The sequence below is a fragment of the Streptomyces sp. HNM0645 genome, assembly GCF_030056615.1.
In the GTDB taxonomy this organism is placed as follows: Bacteria; Actinomycetota; Actinomycetes; order Streptomycetales; family Streptomycetaceae; genus Streptomyces; species Streptomyces marianii.
Map to the genome: position 1 here is coordinate 1 of NZ_JASHLT010000081.1, position 26,863 is coordinate 26,863.

The 26,863-nt window shown below is 66.3% G+C and carries 25 protein-coding genes and 5 pseudogenes; 13 read left to right on the top strand and 17 right to left on the bottom strand.

The features are described from left to right. The first annotated feature begins 9 nt into the window (after positions 1-9). From QMZ92_RS34565 to QMZ92_RS34575, 3 genes and pseudogenes are all read left to right on the top strand, one after another. Positions 10-144, top strand: coding sequence for a winged helix-turn-helix domain-containing protein (locus QMZ92_RS34565; protein WP_283301751.1), 135 nt, complete (start codon positions 10-12; stop codon positions 142-144). Positions 145-204: 60 nt separating this feature from the next. Further along, positions 205-318, top strand: a pseudogene (locus QMZ92_RS34570) (transposase); the annotation flags it as partial. Positions 319-487: 169 nt separating this feature from the next. Continuing rightward, entirely contained in the window at positions 488-1,978 is a 1,491-nt protein-coding gene (locus QMZ92_RS34575; protein ID WP_283301753.1) for an ISL3 family transposase, read from the top strand. A gap of 37 nt (positions 1,979-2,015) precedes the next feature. Here QMZ92_RS34575 and QMZ92_RS34580 read toward each other — a convergent pair. Then, a pseudogene (locus tag QMZ92_RS34580) lies at positions 2,016-2,519 on the bottom strand (transposase); the annotation flags it as partial. Positions 2,520-3,516: 997 nt separating this feature from the next. On the opposite strand from QMZ92_RS34580, the gene QMZ92_RS36655 reads away from it, so the two are divergent. Beyond that, positions 3,517-4,011: a hypothetical protein gene (locus QMZ92_RS36655; protein ID WP_502962206.1), complete on the top strand. Its 495-nt coding sequence runs from the start codon at positions 3,517-3,519 to the stop codon at positions 4,009-4,011. 411 nt (positions 4,012-4,422) lie between these two features. Here the strand turns inward: QMZ92_RS36655 and cas2e are convergent, their stop codons facing one another. The 5 genes and pseudogenes from cas2e to QMZ92_RS34605 all read right to left on the bottom strand — a co-directional run. Continuing rightward, complete coding sequence (cas2e, locus tag QMZ92_RS34585; protein ID WP_283301755.1) at positions 4,423-4,722, bottom strand: type I-E CRISPR-associated endoribonuclease Cas2e; 300 nt, start codon at positions 4,720-4,722, stop codon at positions 4,423-4,425. Positions 4,723-4,778: 56 nt separating this feature from the next. Next, the gene (locus tag QMZ92_RS34590) at positions 4,779-4,985 is read right to left on the bottom strand and encodes a hypothetical protein (RefSeq protein ID WP_283301718.1); all 207 of its coding nucleotides are present in this window, start codon (positions 4,983-4,985) and stop codon (positions 4,779-4,781) included. A gap of 108 nt (positions 4,986-5,093) precedes the next feature. Further along, entirely contained in the window at positions 5,094-6,290 is a 1,197-nt protein-coding gene (locus tag QMZ92_RS34595; RefSeq protein ID WP_017946040.1) for an AAA family ATPase, read from the bottom strand. 25 nt (positions 6,291-6,315) lie between these two features. Next, on the bottom strand, positions 6,316-10,314 hold the full coding sequence (locus QMZ92_RS34600; protein WP_283301721.1) for a DEAD/DEAH box helicase: 3,999 nt from the start codon (positions 10,312-10,314) through the stop codon (positions 6,316-6,318). Positions 10,315-10,654: 340 nt separating this feature from the next. Continuing rightward, positions 10,655-11,230: pseudogene (locus QMZ92_RS34605) on the bottom strand (transposase); the annotation flags it as partial. Positions 11,231-11,266: 36 nt separating this feature from the next. Between QMZ92_RS34605 and QMZ92_RS34610 the strand changes: the two are divergent. Then, positions 11,267-12,193: an immunity 49 family protein gene (locus QMZ92_RS34610; RefSeq protein WP_283301722.1), complete on the top strand. Its 927-nt coding sequence runs from the start codon at positions 11,267-11,269 to the stop codon at positions 12,191-12,193. Between the two features lie 627 nt (positions 12,194-12,820). On the opposite strand, the gene QMZ92_RS34615 is transcribed toward QMZ92_RS34610, so the two are convergent. Next, positions 12,821-13,249, bottom strand: a complete 429-nt coding sequence (locus QMZ92_RS34615) for a DUF6086 family protein (RefSeq protein ID WP_283301724.1) — start codon at positions 13,247-13,249, stop codon at positions 12,821-12,823. A gap of 190 nt (positions 13,250-13,439) precedes the next feature. Here QMZ92_RS34615 and QMZ92_RS34620 point away from each other — a divergent pair, with 190 nt between their 5' ends. Next, a complete protein-coding gene (locus QMZ92_RS34620; protein ID WP_283301726.1) occupies positions 13,440-13,742 on the top strand; it encodes a DUF6404 family protein in 303 nt (100 codons plus the stop codon). Between the two features lie 61 nt (positions 13,743-13,803). Here the strand turns inward: QMZ92_RS34620 and istB (QMZ92_RS34625) are convergent, their stop codons facing one another. From istB (QMZ92_RS34625) to QMZ92_RS34640, 4 genes are all read right to left on the bottom strand, one after another. Then, positions 13,804-14,601, bottom strand: a complete 798-nt coding sequence (gene istB / locus QMZ92_RS34625) for an IS21-like element helper ATPase IstB (RefSeq protein ID WP_283301728.1) — start codon at positions 14,599-14,601, stop codon at positions 13,804-13,806. Beyond that, on the bottom strand, positions 14,598-14,912 hold the full coding sequence (locus tag QMZ92_RS34630; RefSeq protein ID WP_283301729.1) for a hypothetical protein: 315 nt from the start codon (positions 14,910-14,912) through the stop codon (positions 14,598-14,600). The genes istB (QMZ92_RS34625) and QMZ92_RS34630 overlap by 4 nt, the downstream gene beginning before the upstream one ends. Positions 14,913-14,966: 54 nt before the next feature. Then, positions 14,967-15,767: a Mu transposase domain-containing protein gene (locus QMZ92_RS34635; RefSeq protein ID WP_283301731.1), complete on the bottom strand. Its 801-nt coding sequence runs from the start codon at positions 15,765-15,767 to the stop codon at positions 14,967-14,969. A 389-nt stretch (positions 15,768-16,156) separates the two neighbouring features. Next, complete coding sequence (locus QMZ92_RS34640; RefSeq protein ID WP_283301733.1) at positions 16,157-16,411, bottom strand: hypothetical protein; 255 nt, start codon at positions 16,409-16,411, stop codon at positions 16,157-16,159. A 646-nt stretch (positions 16,412-17,057) separates the two neighbouring features. Here QMZ92_RS34640 and istA point away from each other — a divergent pair. The 6 genes and pseudogenes from istA to QMZ92_RS34670 all read left to right on the top strand — a co-directional run bounded on the left by istA (position 17,058) and on the right by QMZ92_RS34670 (position 21,541). Beyond that, positions 17,058-18,623: an IS21 family transposase gene (gene istA / locus QMZ92_RS34645; protein ID WP_502962209.1), complete on the top strand. Its 1,566-nt coding sequence runs from the start codon at positions 17,058-17,060 to the stop codon at positions 18,621-18,623. After that, positions 18,620-19,393 (top strand): IS21-like element helper ATPase IstB, encoded by a 774-nt coding sequence (istB, locus tag QMZ92_RS34650; protein ID WP_283301736.1) that lies wholly within the window; start codon positions 18,620-18,622, stop codon positions 19,391-19,393. Before istA ends, istB (QMZ92_RS34650) begins: the two co-directional genes overlap by 4 nt. Positions 19,394-19,415: 22 nt before the next feature. After that, a complete protein-coding gene (locus QMZ92_RS34655; RefSeq protein WP_283301757.1) occupies positions 19,416-20,012 on the top strand; it encodes a hypothetical protein in 597 nt (198 codons plus the stop codon). A gap of 148 nt (positions 20,013-20,160) precedes the next feature. Beyond that, a pseudogene (locus QMZ92_RS34660) lies at positions 20,161-20,496 on the top strand (winged helix-turn-helix transcriptional regulator); the annotation flags it as partial. A gap of 29 nt (positions 20,497-20,525) precedes the next feature. Beyond that, positions 20,526-20,993, top strand: a pseudogene (locus QMZ92_RS34665) (transposase); the annotation flags it as partial. Beyond that, positions 20,990-21,541, top strand: a complete 552-nt coding sequence (locus QMZ92_RS34670) for a hypothetical protein (RefSeq protein ID WP_283301739.1) — start codon at positions 20,990-20,992, stop codon at positions 21,539-21,541. The pseudogene QMZ92_RS34665 and the gene QMZ92_RS34670, both read left to right, overlap by 4 nt. Here QMZ92_RS34670 and QMZ92_RS34675 read toward each other — a convergent pair. Beyond that, positions 21,448-22,488 (bottom strand): agmatine deiminase family protein, encoded by a 1,041-nt coding sequence (locus QMZ92_RS34675; RefSeq protein ID WP_283301741.1) that lies wholly within the window; start codon positions 22,486-22,488, stop codon positions 21,448-21,450. The two genes, QMZ92_RS34670 and QMZ92_RS34675, sit on opposite strands and share 94 nt — an antisense overlap. A gap of 244 nt (positions 22,489-22,732) precedes the next feature. On the opposite strand from QMZ92_RS34675, the gene QMZ92_RS34680 reads away from it, so the two are divergent. Further along, positions 22,733-23,305, top strand: coding sequence for a TetR/AcrR family transcriptional regulator (locus tag QMZ92_RS34680; protein WP_283301743.1), 573 nt, complete (start codon positions 22,733-22,735; stop codon positions 23,303-23,305). Positions 23,306-23,467: 162 nt separating this feature from the next. Here the strand turns inward: QMZ92_RS34680 and QMZ92_RS34685 are convergent, their stop codons facing one another. The 5 genes from QMZ92_RS34685 to QMZ92_RS36665 form a co-directional block, all read right to left on the bottom strand. Beyond that, complete coding sequence (locus QMZ92_RS34685; RefSeq protein ID WP_283301745.1) at positions 23,468-23,689, bottom strand: hypothetical protein; 222 nt, start codon at positions 23,687-23,689, stop codon at positions 23,468-23,470. A gap of 302 nt (positions 23,690-23,991) precedes the next feature. Then, complete coding sequence (locus QMZ92_RS36660; protein WP_502962207.1) at positions 23,992-24,324, bottom strand: hypothetical protein; 333 nt, start codon at positions 24,322-24,324, stop codon at positions 23,992-23,994. Between the two features lie 163 nt (positions 24,325-24,487). Further along, entirely contained in the window at positions 24,488-24,898 is a 411-nt protein-coding gene (locus tag QMZ92_RS34700; RefSeq protein WP_283301747.1) for a nuclear transport factor 2 family protein, read from the bottom strand. Next, positions 24,891-26,270 carry an MmgE/PrpD family protein gene (locus QMZ92_RS34705; protein WP_283301749.1) on the bottom strand — a complete coding sequence of 460 codons (1,380 nt, stop codon included), beginning with the start codon at positions 26,268-26,270 and terminating at the stop codon, positions 24,891-24,893. The genes QMZ92_RS34700 and QMZ92_RS34705 overlap by 8 nt, the downstream gene beginning before the upstream one ends. Positions 26,271-26,492: 222 nt before the next feature. After that, positions 26,493-26,777: a transposase gene (locus tag QMZ92_RS36665; RefSeq protein WP_502962208.1), complete on the bottom strand. Its 285-nt coding sequence runs from the start codon at positions 26,775-26,777 to the stop codon at positions 26,493-26,495. Between the last annotated feature and the right edge of the window lie 86 nt (positions 26,778-26,863).

The following is a 26,863-nucleotide window of genomic DNA, read 5'->3' on the forward strand; positions in this document are numbered from 1 at the left end:
TCGTATCTGCTGCACCGGCTGGACTGGTCACCCCAGGTCCCCGCGCACCGGGCCGTCGAGCGCGACGAGCAGGCCGTAGAGCGGTGGCGGACGGAGCAGTGGTCACGGGTAAGAGGACGGCCCAGCTCCTGGGCGCGTGGATAGTCTTCGAGGACGAGGCCAGCCAGGACCTGAAACCCGGCAAGGGGCGGACCTGGTCGCCGGACGATCTCCACCATCACGGACAAGGTCATGGAGGGCATGGCCGAATGGCAGAACCGCCCCCTCGACCGCGTCTACCCGGTCCTGTTCGTTGACGCCATCAACGTGAAGATCCGGGTTCTGTCGACGATCTTGTGATCCGGACGGTTGAACGGGGCGTGCCGATTGTTCGCGATCATGCATCGCGTGCTCTCGTGATGTGCTCTTGGAGCTGTTTCCGTACCTGTCCCCGCTGTTGATCGAGGAGGTCGAACGACGGCCGGAAAAGGTGGTGCTGAGGACTCGGGTGCGGGCGACGACTGGGGCCTGCCGGTGCGGCCAGAGATCGGCTCGGGTGCACGGTCGGTACGTACGGAGGTTGCGCGATGCCGCCGTTGGCGGGCTCGGCGTGGTGATCGAGTTGTGCGTGCGCCGATTCCGCTGCGAGAACCCTGACTGCACAGCGGTGACGTTCGCCGAACAGATCGCGGGGCTGACCAGTCCACACAGTCGCTATAGCCCGCTGCTGCGTGGGGTGTTAACGCGGGTCGGGCTGGCGCTGGCCGGCAGGGCAGGAGTCCGACTCGCGGCCGCGGCCGGTATCACCGTGGGCAAGGACACGCTGCTGCGGCTGGTCAGAGCCCTGCCAGACCCGGAGATCGGCGAGGTGGAGGTACTCGGTGTCGACGACTTCGCCTTCCGTAAAGGCCGCCACTACGGCACTGTGCTCATCGACATGGCCACCCACCGTCCACTGCATCTCTACGACGGACGTGAGGGAGAGGACCTGGCTGCCTGGCTCCGCGGTCACCCTGAGGTGAAGGTCATCTGCCGTGACCGTTCCGGCGGATACGCGGAAGGTGCACGGGTCGGGGCACCGCAGGCCGAGCAGGTCGCTGATCGCTATCACCTGTGGGCCAACCTCGGACAGGCGGTCGAGAAGTCGGTGAACGCCCATCGTTCCCGCCTGACCGAACCAGTTCCCAGAACTGACGGTAACTCCGCTGTCCTGGATGCGGAGCCCGAGGAGGTCCAGCCATCGACGGAGCTGAAGATCGTGACTCGATTGCGTGAGCAGCATGCCGCCGCCCACGAACTGTGGGAGAAGGGCATGTCCAAGGCGGCGATCGGCCGGAAACTCGGGCTGCACCAGGCCACCGTCCGCAAGCTGGTCAACGCCCGCTCGGCGGACGAAGTCGTCGCCAAGAGCCTGCAACGGGCGCATATCGTCGATCCGTACGTCGGCCACCTGCACCGGCGCTGGAACGAAGGTGTCAGAAACGCCGCCCAGCTCTACCGCGAGATCCAACAACTGGGCTATCCAGGCGGCGAGTTGGCCGTCCAGCGTCATCTGCGGCGCTACCGAACCGGGCGCGGACATGCACCCGTCCCCGGCCCCAAGCCGCCATCGGTCCGCGAAGTCACCTCCTGGATCATGACCCACCCCGAGCACCTCCGGGACGAGGACGCAGACAAGCTCCACAGCCTACGCAAACGGGATCCGGAGCTCGACCGGCTCACCCTTCATGTCAGGAAGTTCGCCGCGATGCTGACCGGACGCCACGGCGACCGCCTCAAAGACTGGATCACCAACGCCGAGCGAGACACGCTGACCCCGCTCGCGGGCTTCGCCCGCAACCTCCGCCGCGACTTCGACGCCGCCCGCAACGGACTGTCCCTTCCCCACAGTTCCGGCGCCGTCGAAGGCAACATCAACCGGCTGAAGATGCTGAAACGCCAGATGTTCGGCAGGGCCAGCCTCGATCTCCTACGCAAACGCGTCCTACTCGCACGGTGAGTCTGAACTGTCCGGATCACAAGATCGTCGACAGAACCCGGATCTTCACGTGGATCGCGTCAACGAACAGGACCGGGTAGACGCGGTCGAGGGGGCGGTTCTGCCATTCGGCCATGCCCTCCATGACCTTGTCCGTGATGGTGGAGATCGTCTGCTTGGACACCTCGGCGCCGTAGACCTCGGCCAGGTGGGCGGAGATCTCTCCGTGCGTGAGCCCCTTCGCGGACAGGGACAGCACCATCTCGTCGACGCCGGTCAGCCGGCGCTGCCGCTTCTTGACGATCTGCGGCTCGAATGTGCCGGCCACATCCCTCGGCACCTTCACCTCGACCGGGCCGACGTCGGTCAGCACCGTCTTGGCGCGGGTGCCGTTGCGGCTGTTGCCGTTGTTCTTCCCGGCCGGGTCGTGCTCCTCGTAGCCGACGTGGTCGGTGATCTCGCCCTCCAGGGCGGACTCCAACACCCGCTTCGTCAGCTGCTGCAACAGCCCGCCCTCGCCCGTCAGCTGCAGGCCCTCGTTCCGGGCCCGGTCGACCAGCATCGCGATCAACTGCTCGTCCGACGCAGCCGCATCAACCGACTCGGCCGCGGGCTCTTGCTCGATCTTCATCTCACTCACTTGGCGTCTCCATGATCAACAGATCCGCCGTTGATTAGACACTCCCCGACCAGGGGCGTGACGCTGGTGCCGCGAGGCTCCGGCCGGCCCCTCCCCTACCCAGCGGCAGAAGGAAGGTCGGAGAGGCGTGGGGCGCAGCCGGACGGCTGCGCCCCGTGGATCAGGCCTCGTCGTCCCACCTGCTGCAGTGCTCGTAGGCGAGGGCGGCGGCCGTGTCGGGGGCGGGGGCCGGGGAGCGAAGCGAACCGGCCCACCCGGCAGTGCGGACCGCGCAGCGCCCCGCACCCGGGGCCAGAACGGGCGCCGCGCCTGGCCGACCTCACGATGCCAATTTCCTCCACCACTACTGATTGCCCAGTAGCCTTCGGTTCTGGGGAGAGCTGTCCACGGTTTGGGGACACGATGGGCAAGGGCAAGAGCAAAGCGCGTCGGCAACGTGAGCAACTCGGCCGTAAAGTCAAAGACCTCGAAGGCGAGTACGGGCGGGCACTCCACTGGCTAGAGGTCGCCCGACGGCGTGGAAGCATCGACGCCGAAGTGCGCATGCAGGCAGAGGTGCACCGGCTGAAGCAACGACTCGCGGCGACCCGTAAGGAACTTGAGAAACGGCGCCGTGAAGGAGCACAACGAGCGATAGCGCAGACACGGCAGGCAGACATTGTCCGGCTGGCTTTCGCCGGCAAGGGACCGTTCAAGAACCCGAGGGCGGTACCCGATAGGTGGGTCGGTGGCCCCCCACCAACACTCGGATCGCCTGGCCTTGGAAGCAGCTGATAGGCCGACTCCTCCCGAGGTCCGCCCGATGTCGAACTCGGCTACCAGCTCGCCGGTGGACGGACCACTGCACTGGCGCCCCGCCGTCGACGGCGGCTGCTCGAGTCCGGCTCGCTACGCTCACCGGCAGAACAGAGGAGGCCCCGTGGGACAGCTGATCGGTGTGGTGATCGGAGGCGTGCTCGCCGTCGTCGGCGGAGCCGTGACTGCCTGGCTGCAAGCCCGCCACCAGCGGAAGGCGACCCGGTCGAAAGACCTCTGGGACCGCCGCGCCGCCCTCTACCTCGACCTGCTCCTCCACCTCGACGGCAACGTCTCCTTCGCTACCGACCCCCTCGTCCCCGGCTACTACGGCCCGCAGACACCCGAGCAGCACCAGCGCCGACGGGAACTGGCGGCCAGAGTCTCCCTCTTCGGCTCCCCCAAGGTCCGGGCACTCTGGGAGGCCGCCACCGAAGCCATGGCCGACCTCCACTACGTCTGTACCGAAGGCGGGTTCTACACGCGACAGGCCACTCTCCCTTCGGACATCACCGACCCCCAGTACCTGAGGTTCAAGGCAGCCCAGGAGAAGACAGAGCAGGACCTCATCGAACGCCTCCGGCTCGAGGTCGACGTCGACGAGCACCTCAAGAACTGACCCCGCGCGGAGAGCAGGCCTCCAGGTCGTCTGGGGTCCTCGTCGCCGGGACCATCCCCGCCGGGCGGGGAGCAGCGACTACTCCTCGCGCGCGGGCACCGGCGCGGGGGACCACCCCCGCGGGTGCGGGGAGCAGACCCCGTCGGTGGTGACGATCGTCCCGTCGGCGGGACCATCCCCGCGGGTGCGGGGAGCAGAACGTCCTTTCCCCGCTGCTCTCGGGGTTGGGGAAACCATCCCCGCGGGTGCGGGGAGCAGCCGAGCCTGGCAGCCGGCTTCACCCGGTAGAAGAAACCATCCCCGCGGGTGCGGGGAGCAGTCTTCGCGACCTGCGGCTTTACTGCGGACGCAAGCCGTTCTGGAGCACTTCCATTGAACGGGACAATTCCCGTGAACGAGGCATACGGCTACCTATGCCCCTCCGAAGCGACGGCGCTTGGATGCCTTGCTCCAGCCCCGCTGCGGTGCAGTGGTGGGTCTCGGTGCCTCCGCGTTCGGGTTCGGGCGGCTGATCAGGGACGCTCCCTCGTGGTCGACGGGGTGCCAGTTGTGCTCGTGGGTGCGGAAGGTGAAGCCTTGCTCGTTGTTCGTGGTGTGTGCGAGCAGGGCGCGGCCGCCCTGGTCGGCGTATTGCTGGACCTCTTCCCACAACACGTCGCGGACTCGCGCGGAGGGGTTGCCGTTGAAGACACCGGCGGAGATCTCGAGCAGCTAGCGTGTGAGGAAGCCCCGGAGTCCTGCAGGGCAGTTGGTGAAGACGATTACGGTCACCAGGTCATCTCCCTGTCCTCGTCTGGGCCTGCGTAATTGCGTCCGGCGGCGACCTGGTGGCCCCCATCGCTCTGGTCCGTTGCGGCGATCGGCCAGTGGGCGCGTAACGCTCCGCAGGACACCCTGGCCTGGCTCGGCACCCGGACGATTTCCGCCTTCGCGGTGCGCATCGCGCCGAGCGCGGCGACGATCCGTCGGATCATCAACCGAGTCTGCGCAGGTGAGCCATCCGCCACGAACCTGAACGAACCGTCGCCATTCTGGGCATCATCAACAGCCCAGAAACTCGTACAACTTGATTAAGTCCTGTATCAAGGGGCCCAGACCATCCTGCCGTCCGTGAAGGGGAACCGCCGCCGCAGGTAGCCATCGTAGTGCGGGACGGTGAAGGCGTACTGACCGAACCGCGGCGAGTACACCATCGCCCGGGTGGTCAGTTCCGTCAGCAGCTGGTCCAGGTTGGCTCCCCCGGTGCGCACGATCGGCGCGAGCTCGTCGAGCGCTACGGGTCCCTTGCCGAACTCCGCCATGGCACGTAGGACCGACAGCTCGTCAGGGCTGAGCCTGTCGGTACGCACCTGGAAGAAGGCGGAGTCCAGCTCAGCGGATACCTCCCGCTCGGCCTGGTCCACGTGGATACTGGACACGTTCCCGTCCACGCTGAGGTTCCACAGCGCCCTTCCGTACTCCTGTACGAAGTATGGGTAGCCCTCAGTGTGCTCGAAAACTCGCGCCAGTGCCCCGCCGGTGAACTTCAGAGCCCCGTTTACTGGTCTGGTCAGTGCCAGTTCTACCTCGTGTGAGCTCAACTGACTGACCTGCGGGAACTTGAACAGTCGTTCCGCATAGGAACGCGCATCACCGACCAGCTCGGGCAGCTGCGGCAGCCCCGCGCCGACAAGTGTGACCGGCAGTCGGCGCTGCACTCCGCGGTGCAGGGCCACGACCAGGCTCTCCAGTTCCAGTGGGCTAAGGAACTGCAACTCGTCGAATAGGAAGACGACGCCCCGCCCGCGTTCGCGTGCGGCCTCGCCTAGGGCCTGGATGATGTCAGAGAGGTCGCGGTCCAGGAAGCCGCTATCCCCTGCGCCTTCGACGGCCTCGGCGTCCAAGGCGCCACTGACGGACCCATCCGGAGAGAACGTGATGTTGAACGACTTCAGCACCCCGGCGGCTCGCTTGAACCGGTCACTCCACCGCGCCGACGGGGAAAGGTCCAAGAGTGCCTGGCGCACCAAACTATACATGCGCTGGGCGAATTCGTAGGAAGGTGAGATTTCTGCCCAAACCGGCACCCAGTCTCGCTGCTTGGCGATTCGCTCGAACTCGTTGAGCAGCACTGTCTTGCCGACTCCGCGCAACCCTGTGATCAGCATCGACTTCTCGGCATAACCGCCGACAAGGCGGTCGAGGAGGATCTCGTAGTCCTCCAGGAATGAGTCCCGGCCGACCAGTACTGGGGGCGTGGCGCCGGCATTAGGCGTGAACGGGTTGGTTCGCTTGTCCAACGTCTTGCCTTTCCGTACTGGACGGTTACGAGGCGAACAGTGGTGGGGACGCTGGCAGATCGGCAGCGACCTCCGTTAAGGCAACGTCGCTCAGTGCAACAGGGCCGACAGCAGCTCCGAAGAAGCTCATCACCCGGCGGGCGAGTTCCTGGCCCGGATCAGAGCCGAAGTAGGTGCGCTTCCAGATTCGGTCAATACGGGCCAGAGCGGCGACGAACACCCAGACCGTCATCGCGCTGAGCCCGGCCTGGCCTGTTGATCGCAGTGCGTACTCAGCCCCCGGTGAGATGTCGGACAGTGAGACCAGACAACAGGACTGGCCCTCATATTTGGCCAGTAGCGCCTTGTCGAGACGTTCTGCGAGCAGCTTGACCTGGATCCTCTCGGGCGACTCTTCCCTTCGCAGCAGTAGGTCGGCCTGGCCGACGGATGTAGTCAGGTTGACCGCCAGACCGAACTCCTCCAGTACATGGGCCAGTTCCTCGGCGCGCACCTCCAGCGAGCGCTCGCGTCGCATGTCGTCGGCGATCCGCCCGTAGGTAACCGCGCCCTCGACGGCGTCGCGGGACGGGATCTTCTCGTCCCGGATGTCTGACGGCAGCGCGGGGGCACCGGTTCGTAGTGGAGCCTGGGACATGTGGGTTAGAATCTCGGCCCGCTCCTCGGCGGTAAAGCCGAGGTTGGCGTGGGCACGCTTTTGGTGCGCCGAACGACTCGGGAGGGGCTGGGAGAGCGTCTGAAGTACGGAGGCGAGATCGTCAAAGTCGAGCGCGTCCTCCCGCCCGTCAAGCAGTGTGGCCAGCCGCTCGCGGTGGATCCGCGGCTTGCGCAGCCTCAGCATGGGGGCCAGTTGATATGGCAGCCCGCTTTGTAATCCCTCGGCCATGTTCTTGAGGACCAGGTATTGACCACCGCTCTGCGGGGCGATCCTGACCACCTCGCTGGCAGCATTGAGGACATAGCTGAGCCGCTCGCCGAGATCCCGGATGTCGGCCGGGTATGCCTCGACTTTCCGCGCCCGACCGCGCAAGACTGCCTGCGTGTTCATGCTGACGCAGGAGATCAGCGGGTTCATGGGGAAGCCGCGCAGCCACAACAGGCCGATGCAGGCGCGCAGATGAGAGACGAGCGTGCTATCGGCCAGTCGGCTGGCGTCAAGGCCCACCCGGCCGCGGAGCGCCGCTGCCGATTGGCCTTGCCCGACGTACTCGGCGTCCGTTCCCAGGACGTCGAGGAACTCGGGCGCCTTGAACGCCTCACGGGAATATCGGCCGCCGGAGGCAAAAGCCTTCACAAGGTTCCAGACCCGGTGACGCACCTGATCCACCAGTTCGCTGTTCTCGTCGTACGGCAAAGCCAGCCAATTCAGTTCGCGGACGAACTCGGCCTGCGCGGCGATGGTCAGCAAGGTGAGTGGGCCGGCTCCGTGCATCGCTGCCTCAGCCACCTCGCGGATTCCGCGGGCGTTGGAGATCGACACGTTTGACAGTGCCACTGTCCGGCCCAATCCGGTGATCTTGTACCGGTCGGGTTCTTCTGGCGCCGGACCGATGAGTTGATCCGAGTCGAGGATGTCGATGAGCTTGTAAGTGTCAGGCCGCGGCTTCCCCTCGACGCTTAGCATCGAGACGTCAAAGATCCGTTGTATCCGTCGGTCGATGTCCTCGTGCGATACCGCTGGGGCGTGCCTGCAGATGTCTTGGAGCAGCAGCCTGGCGAAGCTCCGGTCGTCCAGGTTGGAGACCACAGAATCGCCTGTATCGTCCGTCTTCACGAAGTACTCGAAGACGCCGTCAAGCGTGGCGAGCTCCTTCTCGACTGCGGTGTCCAACACCTCCAGGGCCGCTTCCTCACGGTCACTCATCCGCCGTAAAAAATAGGACCTTTGATCTTCGGACATCTGCAGTGTCCGGGGACGCCCCGCTCCGCGCTGCACCAGGACGTAGGCTTCGCCCTCCGAGGACATCATCAGCCGGCCGCAGCGGCCGAAGCGCTGCGCCATATCGTGCGGGTCGAGCAGTCGCTCCACGGGGCGCCCTTCCTCGAAGCGGCTGACCCCCTCGGTGATGTCGGCGACTATGACATAGTCGGCGGGCAGGTTCATCCCGACTGCGAGAGTGGCGGTGGCCACGATTACCCGGATGATCTTGTCTTTGAATGCTTGCTCGATGATCAAGCGGTGCTCGGGGTCCAGCCGGGCGGTGTGATACATGACGCCGGTACTGAGGCCCTCGCGGACATCCTGAGTCGCGGGCAGGTTGGGTAGTCCGAGGAACGTCCTGTCACGCTCGCGGGCTTCGTCTTCCGTCATGACCAATCGCCCGAAACGGCCGTAGTACGGGCTGTTCCATGAGGCGGTCTCACCTATGTCCAGGGCTTCCAACGCATCCTGGAGGCCCTGGGCGACCTGTTCGGCGGCCCGCCTGCTACTGACGAAGATCAGTAGGCTCTTGCCCTCGGCGATGGCGCCCGGCCGTGTGAGAAGCCTGCAGGCCAAGGCGATGGCGTCCCGGTGCGCCACCCGCCTCAGGCCGCGCTGTTTGAGTAGCGTGTTCATCTCCGGGCTGCCCAGTGCTGGGGCCCACGTGCCCACTTCCACCTCACCGTCCTGGGAGCGGCGCTGCCATTTCTCTGGCTCACTGGCAAACCGGTCGAGGGATACTGGGCGCTCGTGGGTCGCCACGAAGCCGTCAGCGGGCTCGTGGCCTACCCCAATCCAGGTTCGGAGGTTCTCCGAGGACTTCTGAGTCAGGGTGGCGGACAGCCCCATGATGGGCAGCTTGGGATACCGGGCCTTGACCAGGGTCAGCAACGACTCGATGTTGGTACCGCGCTGCCGCTGGTTCAGGGTTTGGAGCTCGTCGACGACAAGCAGCCCGCACTGGTCCAGAATCCGCGACCCCCCGGCTAGGTAGGCCGCCAGTTTCTCGGGGATCGCCAGAACGATGTCGTAGTCGCCGCGGGCTATGTCCTCATCGTTGTACGGGTGGTCCCGCGAAGCCTCCAGCAACTTCCAGGTCTTGGACGAATTCGACTTGCCGAAGAAGGCCCGCCACTCCTCGGCGGCCTGGGTGACCAGAGCCTTCGTCGGGAGTAGGACGATGACCTTCTTCTTCTGCCAGAGTGTGCTCGCTGCAGCGATCCTGCTGAAGTCGGTCTTGCCGCTGGTGGTGGGCCCGACCAGGAGCATCGACGCCTGCTCGGCGAGTCGGCGACGGAGCACGGGAAGGCCTGTCCGCCAGAGCTCGGTCATACCACGCTCGTCGATGCCGGGAGGTTCCTTGCCCTGGGCAGCCAGCAGGCCCCGGTACTCCTTTAGTTCCCGCGTCCGGTTTATCAACGTCTCAGCGATGTCATCCGGCAGCAGCCCCTCGAACGGCGCGTCCCAGTCGAAGTGAGGATCTTTGAGAGCCTCGCTCGCCAGTCTGGTGTCGATCGCAGCGGTGATGCGCTGCAGGGCGTCTACCGAGCCTGGTAGCAACGAGGGCAGGGAGGTGCCGGGATGTACCGCGCGCTCCAACTCCCTTAGTCCCTCGGGCCAGGCCACCTGCCGAATCCAGGTGTTGACGTCGCCGTCGAACTCAGTGCCCGACCTCTCGGCGTACAGCTTGGCACGTTGCAGTCGTGAGCCAGCACGGAATCTGACGAACCAGGCCAGCAGCGGTGCGTCCGCCTCTTTGTCCCGGCGGAAGTCTCTCATCAACTCCTGCAGCGCTGGCTCCAGCACCGCGGTGAGCAGGAATCGGCCCTGCTCTTCCTGGCTGCGCTTTGATGTGTCGAGCCCCTGCCAGACACCCCGGAAGGGGTCGCCGAGCTGCTCGAGCAGATGTCTGGTGTCCTCGCCATCGTCACCCTCACGGTCCATGACGGCAAGGATCTCGGCTCCAAGTCGCAGCACCTCGGCGTAACGGGTGAAACGCTGGACCCATTGGGGGTCGTCGGCCCACTCGGGAATCTCCGCGGCTGTCCGGCAGCCGAAGTGCGGAAACCTGACCTCGTCCCAGGGCAACTCGTCCGGAAACAAGAGCGGCCCCCCTCTCCTCGTCGCTCCCCATTAGGTCATCGACATCGCTGACCTGATGTGCTGTCAGTCTCACACGGCGCACACCTCCGCGCTGAAATGTTGCACAAATTGCCCGAACATGACCGAGTGTGCAGTCCCAAGATCAAACACCCTCCCAGAGGCCACCCCACAGCTCGGACCTATCCGCTAGCCTCGCCGTTTCGGTTGGGGTGATGAGGCGTCGCTGTTCGTCTGCTGTCGCGTGAGCGGGGTGATTTCGTTGCCTGGGCATGGCGGGGTCCCGGCGCATGGCCGGGTTCTCCAAGGTCTTTCGGGTCGTGGGCGGTCGGGGGTTTGCTGGTCAGCCGGCGGGGCGGGGCAGTGCCGCGAGGCGATGGAAGGCCGTGGCCAGTTCGTGTCTCCAGGGCCAGGTCTCCGATATCCGCAATCGCAGACGCCGACCGCCACGGGTGAGGCGGGCGGCAACGTGCAGCAGCCGGTAGCGGAGCTTCTTCGGCTCGGCGGTGGCCAGTTCCCCGTCCAGCAGCAGGAAACGGGTCCAGACCAGCAGGTCGATCGCTGTGAGGCTGAGTTCGAGCCAGACGGTATTGACGCCGAAGTCGCGGGAGGGGAAGCGGCCGAAGCCGGTGCTCTTGCCACAACGGATGCGGTCCTCGACGCATGCGTGCCCGCGGTGGCGGACTTCGAGGAACTGGGCCGAACCACCACCGGAGTAGGAGGTGTCAGTGAGGAACACCTGATGGCGCAGGCCCTCGTCCTGGTCGAACAGGGACAGCTGGGCTCCGGGGTGTGGCCGCTCTCGGCGCACGATGACGCGGGTGCCAGCCGGGTAGCCGTCCAGATCGACCATGCCGGTCAGCTCGGCGACCTCGGCGACCTCACGCAGCGTCCCGTCCTGGTCCAGGGCGGGATGCCAGAGTAGGTTGTCGGTGTCAGCTGACAGGATGAACGTATGGGGACCAACAACATAACGCGCCACGCGGTGAACCAGCAGCGCTTGGAGCGGGCCTTCGGCGACATGGCGGACCGTGTTCAGCGCCGTTTCGAGGACGTCTACTACTCCGAGTATCCGATGCGCGAGATGCTGTCGGAACTCAGCAACGAGCTGCTGGACCACGTTGCCGCACGCAGCGTGCAGGACCTCAATCTGAAGGACGAGCGGACCCGGCTCGCGCTGACGACAGCGGCCGAATGCCTCTTCGGTGTGCTGGAGCTCGGCTGCTGCCCGGACGGTGACTGGGAGATCCCCTTCCCACTGACACGTACGCGCTTCAGCAGCGAGGAGAAGGACTTCGACGAGATGCGGGACGCGACCGACACGGTCACTGCCCGCACCTGGGTCGAAGCCTTCGACATCTGCGTGGCCAGCGGCCTGGTGCGGGACTGGGAGCGGGTGATCGGGCTGCTGCTCCGAGGAGACTACGCCCCGATGCTGCACAGCAACCTCCCCTACGCGCAGCGGGACTCGGTCTCCCAACCCGCCGACCTCGCGCACATGGACGCCCTATGCAGCTACCTGACCCCCGCCCAAGGCCACCTGCCGCGCGACTGGCCGCAGGTGACGCTGTGCAAGCCGTCCGTAGACGAGCGGCTGGACGCGGCCCTGGCCCTGGACGCCGCCGGCGCGACACGTCCCGACCAGCGGCTGCTGCGCATCCTGCTCCGAGATGACCAGGACGCCTTCGAGCACGCGTTGCACGAACGGCTTGTCCAGCACCGTGCCAGCGCCGGCGAGAACCCTGCGCCAAGGAGCCTGCTGCCCGTGGGCACGATCGCCCTGGCAGCGCTCGCTGTGCAGGTGCACGGCTGGGACCTGCAGATCGAGTCCGCCTATCTCCCCGGCTCGCTGCTGAACACCCCTGCTTCAGTCGCCTCTTGAGCCAGCCACGGCCCCCACGGTCATGAACCGCGGCGCCACCACCTGCGGCTCTTTGCTCAGCCTCGGGTACCGGACTCCGGCAGTGCCTGAGTCCGGTACTGCCGCACTACCGGACTCTGTAGCCGACGAGGCGGTCGCAAAGCTGGTGGCGTCCGTTCAGGGCGAAGATGAGCCGGTGCTCGTCACCTACCGGGACGACGAGGAGTACACGGCTGCGCATCCCGGCGGCAGGTAGTCGCAGTCCTGGCACCGCCGGGTGTGCGCCCAAGCATCCGAGCAGGCCAACGCCCGCATCGACTACGCCGACGAGGCGGACGACGAGTGACCCGACCGTACGGGGCGCGGCACCGCGCCCGTAACCGTTGTCGGCGCCAACCGCCGGGCCGCCGCGGCGGCCCGGCGCACCCGCAGCACACCGCGGCCCGCGACCGCGATGCAGTCATCGCCGGCCTCACCTTGCCCTGGAGCTCCGGAGTGGTCGAAGGACACGTCAACCGGATCAAGATGCTCAAGCGCCAGATGTTCGGCCGAGCCGGCTTCGATCTCCTCCGCAAGCGTGTCCTGCTCTCATAGGACATCGCCTTTCTGATGGCTTCCGAGCCCTTCGCGGGTGTCGGCAGACCAGGCTTACGCCGCCATGAAGCGGCCCAGCTCGCGCGACTTCTGCTGAAGGGCGGCTGCCCAAGCCCCGTCAAAGGAATCCGGGGCCGTCGGGACCTGAACATCTTTGAGGTCGCCGACCTCGGCGACGCCCGCTGGCTGCCATTTCACCTCGATGCCTGCTCGCTCCGCCAGAACAAGCACCGTGGCAACGAACCCCTCGGACAGGGCAGCCATGACGGCGTGACTCGTTCTCCGGTGCCACGCGAGCAGGGCATCGACGAACGCTTTGAACACGAGTGGGTCGATCTGGCACTCGTCACCCTGCACGGGTCCGATGCCGGACGGCAGACCCAGTTCGGCTTGGTAGACGCTCACCTGGCTCATGAACAGCCGGGAGGCCCCGTTGGACGGGTTCCACAGCGTCTGGTCACCCATGTCGTAGTACTGGCTCAATGCAGCCCCTCCCTGCCGGTCATACCGGCCAGCGTCGCGAGCACATGACATTACGGTCGGTCAGTCCTCCACGGAAAGTGAGCCAGAACCCGAAAAATGACGTCGCTGCCTGAGCCTGGTGGCCAGCAGGCCGTTGCCCAGCGGTGAGCTCTCTGCCAGGGCAGCCGATCGGCTGCCATATCCTTCTGCCGTGGCGAACTGGCGGCGGTCTATGGCGGATGGGTTCTGGGCTTTGGACCGGGCCCTTGGTGGTCAGCGGCGTCCGACGCGAATCCAGAAATGGGTGGCTCGACACCCGATCGGCACCGGCCTCTGCGTCGCTGTGCCCTTCACCCTCTTCCTCTTGTTGCTGTCGCGTGAGGAGGAACCGGACGATCCCCTGTTCGCTGTGATGTTCGGGCTGCTCATGGGGCTTGTCTTCGGTCTCACGGCCGCCTCAGAGCGGCTCCGGCAGCGTCGGCTCAAGCGTATGGGAATGTGGGACGGATCTTGAGAGGGCCGGGGCCCGGAGAGATGGCCAGTCCCCGGCCCCCGGCTGGTGAGACGTGCACGGGTCAGCCGGCCTTGGCGGGTTCCTCGGCCCGCGCCCGGGTGGACGCGAGCCGGTAGGAGTCGGTGCCAGTCTCGATGATCGTGCCGTTGAGGGTCAGACGGTCGACGATGGCCGCGCAGAGGCGGGGGTCGGTGAACGTCTTGGTCCACCCGCCAAAGGACTCGTTGGAGGCGATGGCGACGCTGTTCTTCTCCTCGCGTTCGGTCAGCACCTGGAAGAGCAGCTCGGCGCCATGCCAGTCGAGTTCCATGTAGCCAAGTTCGTCAATGCAGAGCAGGTCGACGCGGCCGTAGCGGGCGATGGTCTTGTTCAGCTGCTTCTCGTCCGCGGCCTCGACCAGCTCGTTGACCAGCTTCGTAGCGAGCGTGTAGCGGACCCGGTAGCCCTTCATGGCCGCCTCGGTTCCCAGCGCGATGAGCATGTGGGACTTGCCGGTGCCGGAGTCGCCGATCAGGCAGAGCGGCTGGCTCTTCTTGATCCACTCGCAGGAGGCGAGGGTGTGGATGGTGGCCGCGTCGATGTTGGGGTTGGCGTCGAAGTCGAAGGTACGCAGCGACTTCTCCCTGGGGAAGCCGACTGCCATGATCCGCCTCTCCGAGCGGCGGCGGGCCTGATCGTCGCACTCGGCCATCAGCAGCTCGGCAAGGAAGCCGCGGTAGGTCATCTGGTCCTTCACCGCCCGGTCTGCAATGTCGGTGAACTCGTGGCGGATCGACGGAAGCCGCAGCATGCGACAGGCGGTGCCGATGGCGGCGTCGGCGGCCTGCTCGGTCAAGCCTCGCTGGCGGGGCAGGGTCACTGGGCTTCTTCCTCTCGTTGGGCGTCCTGGCTGGCGCGACGGCGGCGGAGCAACTGGTCATAGGGAGTCACGGAGGGCAGCGGCCTGGTGTCCGGTGGAAGGTGGGCAAGTCGCCACTCGTTCATGAACGTCACCGTCGCCGACCCCGAGGCCCCGGCCGGCAGTGCGGCGACAGGCGGTTCGTCTTCGGCTTGGGCGGCCTTGCGAGCCTCCAGCGCGACCGCGTCCGCGGTCAGGGCCCCGGCCCGCAGGGCGGTGGCCAGCCCGGCGACCAGGTGCTCGTGCGGGATGTGCCGGGTCAGCAGCAGCACCTCGATCAGGGCCCGGGTGCCATCCCGCTCGCCATGGACCTTGCGAGCCTGGGCCTACCAGGCGTCGTGGACGGGGGTGAACTTGCCCGCGGAGCGGGCCTGTTCGAGTGCGGTGGCGCCGGGGAAGGCGCCCGGCTTGCGAATCAGGGCTTCGAGGTAGTGATCCAATTCCAGGCGGCAGCCGGCCTTCGCGATCAGCCGCTCATGCCGGGCGACTTCCACATTCTGGCCGTAAAGCACCAGGTGAGAGGCGTGCAGGACAACGCGGACGCGTTTGCCGATCAAGCGGACGGGCGCCGAGTAACGGTTGGTACGGACGGTGATCTGGCTGTAGCGGTCGACCCGGGGAGTGAACACCCGCCCGGTCTCGAACGGCTCATCCGGCAGCGGCAACAGCAGCGGCTGTTCGATGGCGAAGTACTCGTCGATGGTCCGCGGCCGCGATCCGATCCGGCGTCGGCCGTCGTGTAGGTCCCACTGCTCGACCATCTCGTTCAGCTCCGCCAGTGAGGAAACCTCCGGCACCGGGGTGAAGCGGTTGCGCCGGAAGTAGCCGATCTGCCCCTCGACCCCGCCCTTCTCGTGAGCGCCGTCGATGCCCGGCCGGCAGTAGAAGCTCTCGATGCCGAAGTGCGACTTGAACGCGATCCACCGGTCCGCCTCCGCCCTCGCCCGGCTTAGCCCGAGCGCACGGGCAACGGCCGCCTTGAGGTTGTCGTAGCGGACCTTGCTGCGCGGGACCCCACCCAGCGTCCGCAGCGCGTGGACGTGGCCTTCGAAGAACGCCTCCTGGCCGCAGGAGGCGAACACGCGATGGACGGCCTTGCCCGAATATGACAGGTCATGTCCCCTCATGTGGTGTAGCGGGATCAAGGAGGAATCCGCAGGTCGCGACCGCTATCGGCTTGCCCTCGGCCGCGACGATGCTGACGTCTCGTCAGTCGCTCCAGGTCGTGGCGACGGGGTCCGTGGAGACGACCAGGACGGCTTGCCTCGCCGGCACGCGCGAGGGTGCTCGTCGCTGACGAGACGTCAGGTGGGTGCCATCCCTAGCCACCCCGAACGGGGCCTTGACCTGGACCTACGCCAAGATCCCTGCTACACCACTCGGCGGGACACCATCATATGACAGGCGGAAGGAGAACAGGTCGCAGGTCACCAGTTCGCCGGCGAGGCGGATCGTCACGTCACCGAAGTCGACCTCCGCCTCGTGACCGGGCTGGTGGGTCTGCTGGACGAACGCCTCAAGCGGGGCCTTGCCCGACTCGACCGGGATCTCGGGACTTCCGGGCCGCGACGTAGTAGCGGACCATCCCGTAGGAGACATCGGCGCCGTGTTCCTCGACCAGCCGATGGAAGATCCGGGTGACCGTGTGCCGCTGCTTGCGCGGCGCGTCCAGGTCCGCCCGCAGGATCCCGTCGATCACCGGCTTGTAGCGGTCCACTCCGGTCGCCCGCGGCGGCAGCCTCTTGCGCGGCTCCGGCCTGGACGAGTCCAACGCCTTCCGCACCGTCCGCCCGCCGCCTGCTGCACGACGACACCCTGAAGCCCGAAGATCGCTTTGCAGGGCTGCTGTTGCTCCTCCATGCCCAGTGGCCCGCGGCGATCTCCCGGCTCACCATCGACCACATCGAGGAGACGGACGGAGCCGTCCGCATCCGCCTCGGCGCCGTCCCGGTCGAGCTTCCCACACCCGTCGCTGACCTGGCCCTGCAACAGGTCGCGGATCGCCGCAGCCATGCTGTCCTCGCTCAGACAGACTCACCCTGGCTCTTCCCCGGCGGTCAGCCCGGCCCTCCGATCAGTGCCTGGGCCATGGGCGAACGACTCCGCAAACTCGGCATCCGGCCTCGCGGAAGCCCGCTCGACCGCGCTGTTCCAGCTCGCCACCGAGCTGCCCGCCGCAGTTGTCGGCGTACAAGTGAACGTGCACCACCTCGTACGAATGAGAACGCACCGTTGTTGATGCACGGAGAGGGTGGAGCCGGAAGTCTGCTGCCGTCGGTTCGGGATCGACGGNTGTCGGCGTACAAGTGAACGTGCACCACCTCGTACGAATGAGAACGCACCGTTGTTGATGCACGGAGAGGGTGGAGCCGGAAGTCTGCTGCCGTCGGTTCGGGATCGACGGCAGGCGGCTGGCTGTGGTGCTGGACCCGCATCGGTGGCTGGAGCTGAGGCGGTTTCGCGGTCTGTACGAGTCCGGGGCGATGAGCCTGCGGGAGATCGCGAAGGAGACCGGGCTGAATCGGCGCACGGTCACCAAGTACCTGTCGGGCGAGGTCCCGGTTGCGCCGCCGAAGAGGGCCGCGAACGGCCAGCCGCGGCATCGGGTGGTGGACGAGGTAGCGCCGCTGATCGATGCGATGCTGAGGGCCGAGATCCTCCTCAAAGGGGCTGTGATCCACGAGCGGCTGGTGGCCGAGTACGGGTTCACCGGCACCTACCAGCGCGTGAAGATCTACTTGCAGGAGGCCCGTCCCAGGATCGCGGAGGAGCTCGGGATCAGTCCGGGCGAGCTGGCTGGCCTGCACCGCCGGTTCGAGGTGGTGCCCGGAGCTCAGGCGCAAGTGGACTGGGGCGACGAGGGCAGGATCCTCGCCCATGTCGGGATCGCGAAGGTCTACTCCTTCCACATGACCTTGTCGTACTCCCGGGACCCGTTCTGCTGTTTCACCACCAGCCAGGACCTGGCCACCTTCTTCGACTGCCACCGTCAGGCGTTTGCCCACTTCGGTGGTGTCCCGATGTCGATCGTCTACGACCGCACCAAGACCGTCGTCCGCCGCCACGTCGCGCCAGGCGAGGCCGTGCCGCTGCACCCGGAGGCGGTCGCGTTCGCCGGGCATTACGACTTCGACGTTGACGTGCTTGCTGCCTANTTCGGTGGTGTCCCGATGTCGATCGTCTACGACCGCACCAAGACCGTCGTCCGCCGCCACGTCGCGCCAGGCGAGGCCGTGCCGCTGCACCCGGAGGCGGTCGCGTTCGCCGGGCATTACGACTTCGACGTTGACGTGCTTGCTGCCTACCGGCCCCAGGGCAAGGGCCGGGTCGAGCGGCAGGTCGGCATCATCCGCGACCACGTCCTGGCGGGCCGGGCCTTCTCCTCGACCGAGGAGATGAACGCCGCGTTCACCGCCTGGGTCCCGCTGCGGCGGGCGAAGGTCCACGGCACTCACGGCGAGGTCATCGGCCTGCGGGCGGTCCGCGATCACATGGCCCTGCGTCCGCTGCCGGCCACGCCCTATGTGGTCGCCCAGCGGCACCTCCGCTACGTCGGCAAGGACTGCCTCGTCGCTTTCGAGGCGAACCTCTACTCGGTGCCGGCGAGGCGGGTCCGTCCGCGCCAGCTGGTCGAGATCAGGGCCACGAAATCCCAGGTGGCGCTGCACTCCACGACACCCGACCACCAGGGCGAAACCCTTCTGGCCGCCCACCCCCGGGCCGTTGGCCGAGGCGCCCGCGTTGTGGACGACAAGCACTGGGACGGCCTGCCCACCGGAGCCGGCCGCCGCGTCACTGCGGGCGGTGACCTGCCCGCACCCCGGCGGTCTGACGGCTCCGGCCCGGAGGCTGGATTGATGACCTTGCTGAACCGGGTCGCGGCCACTCAGGTCGAGGTCGGCCGCCGGCCGCTGTCGGTCTATGACGAGCTGACCGGCACCCGCCCCTTCACCACCCACCGAACGCCGAAGGAATCGTCTTGAGCGAGCTGGTCTCCACCCGCATCCGCACCACGGCCGCCAAGCTGGGCCTTCCCCACCTGGCCGAGGCCCTGACCCAGTACGCACAGCGGGCTGACGAGGCCAAGATGGGCTACCTGGACTTCATCGACCTGGTCCTGTCCGAGGAACTGGCCGTCCGGGACGATCGCCGCTTTCGCCAGGGTCTGCGGCTGTCGAGGCTGCCCCACCACAAGACGCTGGAGGACTACGACTTCTCCTTCCAGCCCGAGCTCGACCCCCGCAAGGTCAAAGACCTCGCCACCCTCTCGTTCGTCGAGGCAAAGGCCAACGCCGCCCTGCTCGGGCCGCCGGGGGTGGGCAAGACACACATCGCCGTCGCTCTGGCGGTCGCTGCCTGCCGGGCCGGCTACTCGATCTACTTCACCAGCCTCGACGACATGGTCCGCAACCTCACCGCCGCCGAAGCCGCGGGACGCCTGACCAGCAAGCTCGGCACGTACTTGCGGCCTGCGGTCCTCGTCCTGGACGAAGTCGGTTACCAGCCCCTCGCCCGCGCGGAGGCCAACCTGGTCTTCCAGGTCATCTCCAAGCGCTACGAGAAGGGCTCGATCATCCTGACCTCGAACAAGACCTTCAGCGAATGGGGACAGGTGTTCGGCGACGAGGTGCTGGCCACCGCCATCCTCGACCGTCTCCTGCACCATTGCGGCGTGATCTCCATCAACGGCCCCAGCTACCGGTTGAAGAACCGGCTCGCCGCTATCGAACGAGAGCAGAACGACGCAGCCTGACACCGTGGTCGACAATGACCACATGGATGTCACCGAACTGCTCGAATCGGCTTCCCTCCTGGTCCCGGAAGAGACCGCTACCGAAAACGACGTCACGGTGCGAGACGTCTGGGACTACCTTGCCCACGACGAGTGGGAAATCGCGCTGGGCCTGCTGGAGGAGCTCGGGGATGGACATCCGCTGCCGTTGACGTTCTGGGAGCAGCTTGCCGAGGCGGCCGAACAACTCCGCCTTGAACGGAGCGCGGCGTGGTGTCACTGGCGGTGTTCCGAGATCCGAAACGGGGTGATCCGGGCGGATCTGACGCTCCGCCCGGCCATGGAGGCGCGACGCAAGACGCCAATCTCCGGTCACGGTGTTCTGCGGCCCATGTGGGACATCGGGAACCTCTCACCCACCGGAGGTTTTTCGGTGAGCATCGCCAGGCTCTGGGTCGAGGGCATGCCCGTTCTGGAGCCCGGCGGCCGGGCCGCTGTCCGCCTCGTTCCCCTCACCCCCTCTCACTGGACGCACGTCGAAACCGGCCAACGGATCAGCATGCACGAGGACCGGACCGTGGCCGGCACCGCAGTCGTGCTGGAAGTTCACCTCCCCGCCACCGTCACGCCCACGAACTGACTCCGACTGCCCCGACCTCTCACTGGTGCAGATATCTCCGTACTCGGCGGAGCACTCACAGGAGTACGTCGACAGGCGGGATCGCGACCGGTCAGTTCAGACGGCCTGCGGTGAGAGCTGCGGCAGAGCAGACCGAAGGATACAAGTGGTCGTTCTGATCCTGTGTGCCTTGGGCGGCGACAACAACGCCGGCCAGCCCGCCGCAGCACACGGAGACGCTCCGAAAGTGATGCGATACTCCGAGATCTCTCGTCTTCTGGCCCGGGTCAGCCAGAAGATGCTGACCCGGACGCTGCGATCGCTGGAACGCGATGGTCTCCTCACCCGTACCGTGACGCCAACCGTCCCTGTCACCGTCTCCTACGAGCTGACCGACCTCGGCCTCTCGCTCCACCACATGACGCGCGGGCTCAGAAGCTGGGCGCAGACACACATGGCCGAGGTCCTCGCAAACCGTGACAACTACGACGCTCGCACCTCCTGAGAGGCAGGTTCGTGAGGTTTTGAGTAGCCGGCCGGGACCCGGCGAAGAGGATGCCGGGCCGCAAGCGGGGACTGGCCGTGGACGTGCTGGGCCTGGTCATCGCCGTCATCGTCATGGCCGCGAACACGCACGACAACGCCGCGGGCATCGCCCTGCTGGACCAGGTCGCCGAGCACACCGGCGGCACGGTCAAGAAGGCCCTGGTCGACCAGGGCTTCAAGACGGCCGTGGTCACCCACGGCACCGCGCTCGGTATCGATGTGGAGATCGTCGAACGCAACCCGCAGGAGACGGGATTCGTTCCACAGCCGAAGCGGTGGAGGGTCGAGCAGACCTACGGGATCCTGACACTGCACCGGCGTCTGGTCCGCGACTACGAACACCGCCCCGCCTCCTCCGCTTCCCGTGTCTACTGGGCGATGACGCACGTCATGGCCCGCCGGCTCACCGGCGCGAACGCCCCCACCTGGCGCGATACGCAGGCGGTGGCAGCGTGAAGGTCCATCCTCTCCTCGACGCGCTCGGCCTCCAGGAGGAAGCCACCCGAGCCCTGGCAGGCGACCTCCGCACCCAGATCGAAGAACTCCAGGCTCGACTGCGGGAGGCAGAGACCCACCTCGAGCACCTCGCGATCACCCGGAAGACCGTCACCGCTCTCGCCGACCGACTCCCGGCCGCTCCGCCGTATCTGCCCGAGCACCCGGACTGTCCCCGCATCCGTGCCGTCCTCAACGAGGCCTCTGGCCCCCTCCGGGCCCGCGACGTCTGCGAAGCCCTCGACTATGAACTACTGCCGAAGGACGTCGAGGGCACTCGCGCCGAGCTGAAGCGCCTGGTCAAGCTCGATATCCTCGCCGAGGCCGACACCGGCAGCTTCACCAGGAGGCAGGAGCTGACCAGGCACCGCGGTCCGCGGCCTTGCCTCAACCTCGCCGGGAAACGCACAACACCTCACGAGCTGCTGCTCTCTGCGGCCTTGGGCTGTTGTTGGGTGGCGCAGTGGATGCCGCCGCCGCCTTCGGCGACGGTGTGGATCTCCAGCTGAACGACCTCGCGATCGGGGTAGAGGTCGCCGATGACGGCGGCGGCCTGCTGGTCGGCTTTGCGGTCCCCGAAGCGGGGGATGAGGACGGCGTCGTTGGCGATGTAGTAGTTGGCGTAGGAGCCGAGGAAGTCCTCACCGCGGCGGCCGAGCCGGGTGGGGTCGGGTTCGGGGAGGTCGATGATCTCGAACCTTCTTCCCCGGGCGTCGGTCGTGCTCTCCAGGACGCCGCGTGCCTGGTCGTAGGCGCGGGTCCACACGTCGGGTCCGTCGCCGGCCCAGGCGCGGCTGAGCAGGACGACACCGTTCTCCGCGAAGCGGGCCAGGGAGTCGACGTGGTAGTCGGTGATGTCCTGGCCCTTGGCGCCCTTGAACCAGATCACCTTGTCGGCGCCGACCAGGTTCTTGAGGGAGGTTTCGATCTCGTCGCGGCTCAGGTCGGGGTTGCGGTTGGGGTTGGCCAGAGAGCTCTCGGTGACCAGGAGGGTGCCGTGGCCGTCCACTTCCAGTGAGCCACCCTCCCCCACCAGCGGCGCGTCGACGCGGGGGACGCCGGCGTACTCCAGGACGGCGCGGGCGACCTTCGCGTCGTGCTCGTGTTCCTGCTTGCCGCCCCAGCCGTTGAAGTGCAGGTCGATGCCCTCGATGCCTTTCGGGCCCTGGACGAAGGTCGGGCCGCTGTCGCGCATCCACAGGTCGTCGGTGGGCACGGCGATCACCTCGACTCCGGAGCCGCAGGCCCGGCGGGCGGCCTTGACTTCCTCCGGGGCAGACAGCATGACCACAGGCTCGAACTCGGCCAGCGCCCGGGCGATGCCCGCGATGTCGCGCTGGACGTCGTCGGCCATGTCCTCCCAGACCGAGTCCAGCGGCGGCCAGGACATGAACGTCCGGACGTGCTCGCGGGTCTCCGCCGGCATGAACAGCTCGGCCTGATTCCGAATGGGCACCGGGCTCTCCTCTGCCCCGGCCGACGGCCGGCCCGACTTCCTCTCCTGGTCCTGGGCGCAGGCTGTCAGCCCCGCGGCGGCCAGCGCAGCAGCCACACCGCCCCCCAGCACGCTTCGGCGGTTCGGCCTCCCCATGGCACGGCTCCCCTCCTGGACGGAAACGATTCCTGACTGAAATTTCAGTCAGGGTGAGACGGTAGCATTGCCTCCGTCACCGCTCTGAACGCTTCGAGGGAGCCGAACCGTGTCCGCCCGCCGCACCGCCATCCTGGAAGCCGCCGCGCGTGTCATCGCGCACCGCGGCATCAGGGGCCTGCGAGTCGAGGAGCTGGCCGAGGAGGCCGGCGTGTCGACCTCGCTGATCTACTACCACTTCCGCGACCGGGCCGGTCTCCTCGCCCGCACACTCGACTTCGTCAACACCCGAGCCGAGCACTACACCCAGCCCACCAGCGACCCCGATACCGACCCCCGCGGCCACCTGGAAGAGATGCTGCTCCTCGAACTCCAGGACACCCCCGCCGTCGTCGAGAACAGCACCGCCTGGGGCGAACTGCGCTCCACCGCCGTCTTCCAGCCCGAACTGCGCGACCAGCTCCGCACCACCACCGACGGCTGGAACGACTACACCAGCGACCTGATCCACCGCGCCCAGCAAACCGGCCGCGCCACCCCCGACATCTCACCGGACGACGCCGCCCACCGGCTCACCGCCCTCGTCGAAGGACTCAGCAAACGCTGGCTCAGCGGCACCCTCACCCTCGAACGCGCCCGCCACCTCCTGCGCGGCGCCATCATCGCAGAACTCGGCCCCTGACCCGGCCAGCACGGCCTCGCCCTCATCCGAAACAGGGCATCAACCTGCGAATACGGCCGGATCTTGGATCCGGCCACCGGATTCGACACGCGGATCGCGGCCGGCAAGGTACCCACGGAGCGGGAGCGGGCCGCACTCGGCTCGGCCGAGGCCAGTGGCCGCTCAGGGCAACGGCAGGCGCCCAGCGACCTCGTACAGACAGCTGACGAGCTCGAGGACATCGGCGGCGGGCGCCCCGGGAAGCCTGGCGAGCAGCACCCGGCGGGTCACCCCGATCGCCGTCCATGACCCGGACCAGTCGTACGCCCTCCGGCAGGGGCCGATGAGCGACTGCGGCACGGTGGTCACGCCGCAGCCGGACGCGACGAAGTGGAGCTCCGACATCCAGTCGCGCGGCCGACGTCGGATGACCGGCCGCCGGGGCAGCGTCGACCAGACGCCGATGCCGGGCTCGCCCCGTACTCCTGGGCGGGCCGCTCGTGCATCACGGCGGCCTTCATCAGGATCTCCGCCCGCAGCACCGAGTCGACCAGCAGCGCGAAATCGTCAGTCACCCTGGCGCGCGACCGGCGAGGAGGTGCGGCGGGTCCGTCGGCTGCCAGGTACTGTTGACCGTCCGCCAGTTCAGGTCTGTCTCCTTGGCGACCTCGGTCAGGCTCATCGCTCCGGNAGCGCGAAATCGTCAGTCACCCTGGCGCGCGACCGGCGAGGAGGTGCGGCGGGTCCGTCGGCTGCCAGGTACTGTTGACCGTCCGCCAGTTCAGGTCTGTCTCCTTGGCGACCTCGGTCAGGCTCATCGCTCCGGACTCGATCAGGCCACGAATGAAACGCCGCAGTTCCAGCCAGCGCTGCGGATCCAGGACCACGGCCACCCCATCTCTGGGACCTCGACCAACAGGCGGCAGAGTGCCGAACCCTGTGGTGGCCTTCTGAAGAAGCTCCTTGACGAAGCCGAGACCCCCAAGGTGACCGCCAAGGTTCTCAGCGCTGCCGAGGCCGCCGAAGTCGACACGTCCCACACATCACCGTGATCGGCCAGCTCGAAGGGCTCCCCGGAGACGGCCGACATCACTGATGCATAGGTCGGCGGCGTCGGCAACATGCCGGTTTTGATCGCCGTCATGGGACGCATCATCGTGCGACGCGGCTGAGGAAGCTCAATGAGCGCCCGGACGGACAGCCTTACGGGTTCAATGCATCCTCAATAAGATTGAGATAGAGAGTGACGTGATTGAACTTGCCATCTACACACCAATAAAAGGCCGCACATCTCCCCCAAAAAGTCTCACCCTTCTTCCGTGGGCCAAGGTAGTTCGTATCTTCTGTGCAGCGCCACTCGATTTGGAATTCTGCGGCTATTTTATTGCCAGATGCAACAAAATTCTTCAGGTGCAAGGTCTCCAAGATGCCGGCATGCCCCGACCCCTCCCCCGAGCTCCAGAAATCAACTATCTGGGCCTTCCCACGGAAAATCCCCTTGTAGGGATGGTCGAATGTCGCGTCGGGCGAATAGTAGCGATCGAAGACATCCGACTTATCGGTTGCCGCGTTGAATTCTTCCGCGTAGTCTTCAAACTGACTAGCGCTAACCATTTTCCAGCTCCGTCGCCGTCAGGTCCCGTTTCAGTGGCTTCAGCAGCTCTGTGAGGTCATCGAGCCTCTCTAGATTCCACAGGCCGGCGAGGACTCTACTGCGGTCTGCTGAATCCGCTAGCGGTGCGAGGTTCTGCATCACTTTCCCTGATATATCGTCATCAGACAGCGGGTCACGCGGGTCTCCGCGCGAGAAGTCACGCTCGTGTCGCAGGGCATCTCCCGAACGGAGTGTCACAACGATTCGACACGGCGTCGCCGGAGGGTACTTCTGCGTTAGGGCCGGATCCTCCGTAACCTCGATCTTCTCCAGCAGATATCGAATCTGCGGGTCTCGCGCGCGCTTGGCATCAAAGTCGCTGTACTCGACAGGCTTGAGAAGCGCCGTAGCCACAGAATAAGGCAGCGAATGCGTACGAGCCGCCCGGCTCGTCGGGTTGAAGGCCGAAGCTGTCAGGCCATTCCGCACCGCACGGCCGTAGCTTTCGACCACCACCGTGAGAATATCCTCGACCCGGTCGATCCTTGAGGACAATTCTTGCGCGACGTCGATCGGCGTCTGGCAAAAGAACAGCGCCGGCCATCTCTTGAAGATGATACTCGTGAGATCGGGCTCGATGTCGAGCGACGCCTCGCAGTGCCTGAAGAAGCGGTCGGCGCCGAACTCCCCCTGGTAGATTCGGCGCGGTCCTGTGAATCCGGCCCGCGCCAGCTTGGCGGCCTGCAGCCCCCGCATGGCGCCGGATGCGTAAGTACAGTGTTTCCAGTCGGTCACATTTCCGACGGCGGCCTGATTGCTGCTGAACCCGAGACCGCCGGCGATCCGCTGAGCTTCAACAAGATGGGTTTCGGAAAGACCGAGAGACTGCCCGATGGCAAGTGCGGTCCAAAAGATGGAGGCAGCGTCGTGATCAAACCCATCCCCCTCAGGGTCGTAATAATCGGCGAACTTCGCGGCCAGATGAAAGAAGATATTTACCGACTCCAAGAACTGTCTTCCGTTCCAGTTCAGCCAGTCGGCCAAGGTCAAGGCCAGTGCCACATTATCTGAGGGGTGAACCACACCCATTCCATTGGGCGATACATATGTGTTAAGCAGATCGCTGCGGCGCGCCAGGATGGAGTTCAGAAAGACCGCGTCCGTGATATTTGATTCTCGCCCAACACCCCAGACGGGGCTGCCCGATCCCGCTCCGGGGCCCGTTACCAGACTCCGAAACTCGCCCAGAACTTCTCGATCGGCCATGGAGGCACAAATTCCCGCATACGAGTCTACGACGCTTCGCTTGATCGTGTGGAGATCCCCTTCTCCGAGGCGTCTGCCGGCAAGTTCCCGGGTCCGCGCTGCCAGCAATTCCTCCAAATCGGACATAAAGTGAGTCTACTGTCCATTCAACGATGCCGCATCTTGCACTGCGGTCAGGGATCTTTGACGTCTTCCTGCGCTGCCGTCGACCGGGAATGATTCAGGATGCGACGGCCGAGCTGATAGCAGGATGGAATATGGACCAACGCCACAAAGTTGAGACTGTGTCCTATGTGGCTGTTGCTCGTTGGACGGTTCAAGGGGCGGGGTACGTGGATTGCTGGGTCCTCAAAGTTGAGCGGTGCGGAGGTGCCCGCGGGCTCGGCGGGTGGTGACGCAGCGTGTCCGTAGCCTCTGGCTGTCCGCGTTGCGGAACCCGAACGCATTGCGGGCCACGAGCTTGATCACGCGGTTGATGCCCTCGCTCTTGGCGTTGCTGTCTATGCAGGGTCCCTGAAGGTCGCAAGACCGCGCGGACGTGGTGCACAAGAGGATTGCCGCGGTGACTTCTCGAACGGGGAACGCGCCACCCGCCGCACCGTATCCCCCGTTATGTTTTCCGCGGTCCTGCAATGGGGCCGCTGGCCTCCGGGCCCGGCATGACTGTTGCCCCCTGTCGAACGAATGACCTGGGGGGTGGTGTCACCGGGCCCGAGGGG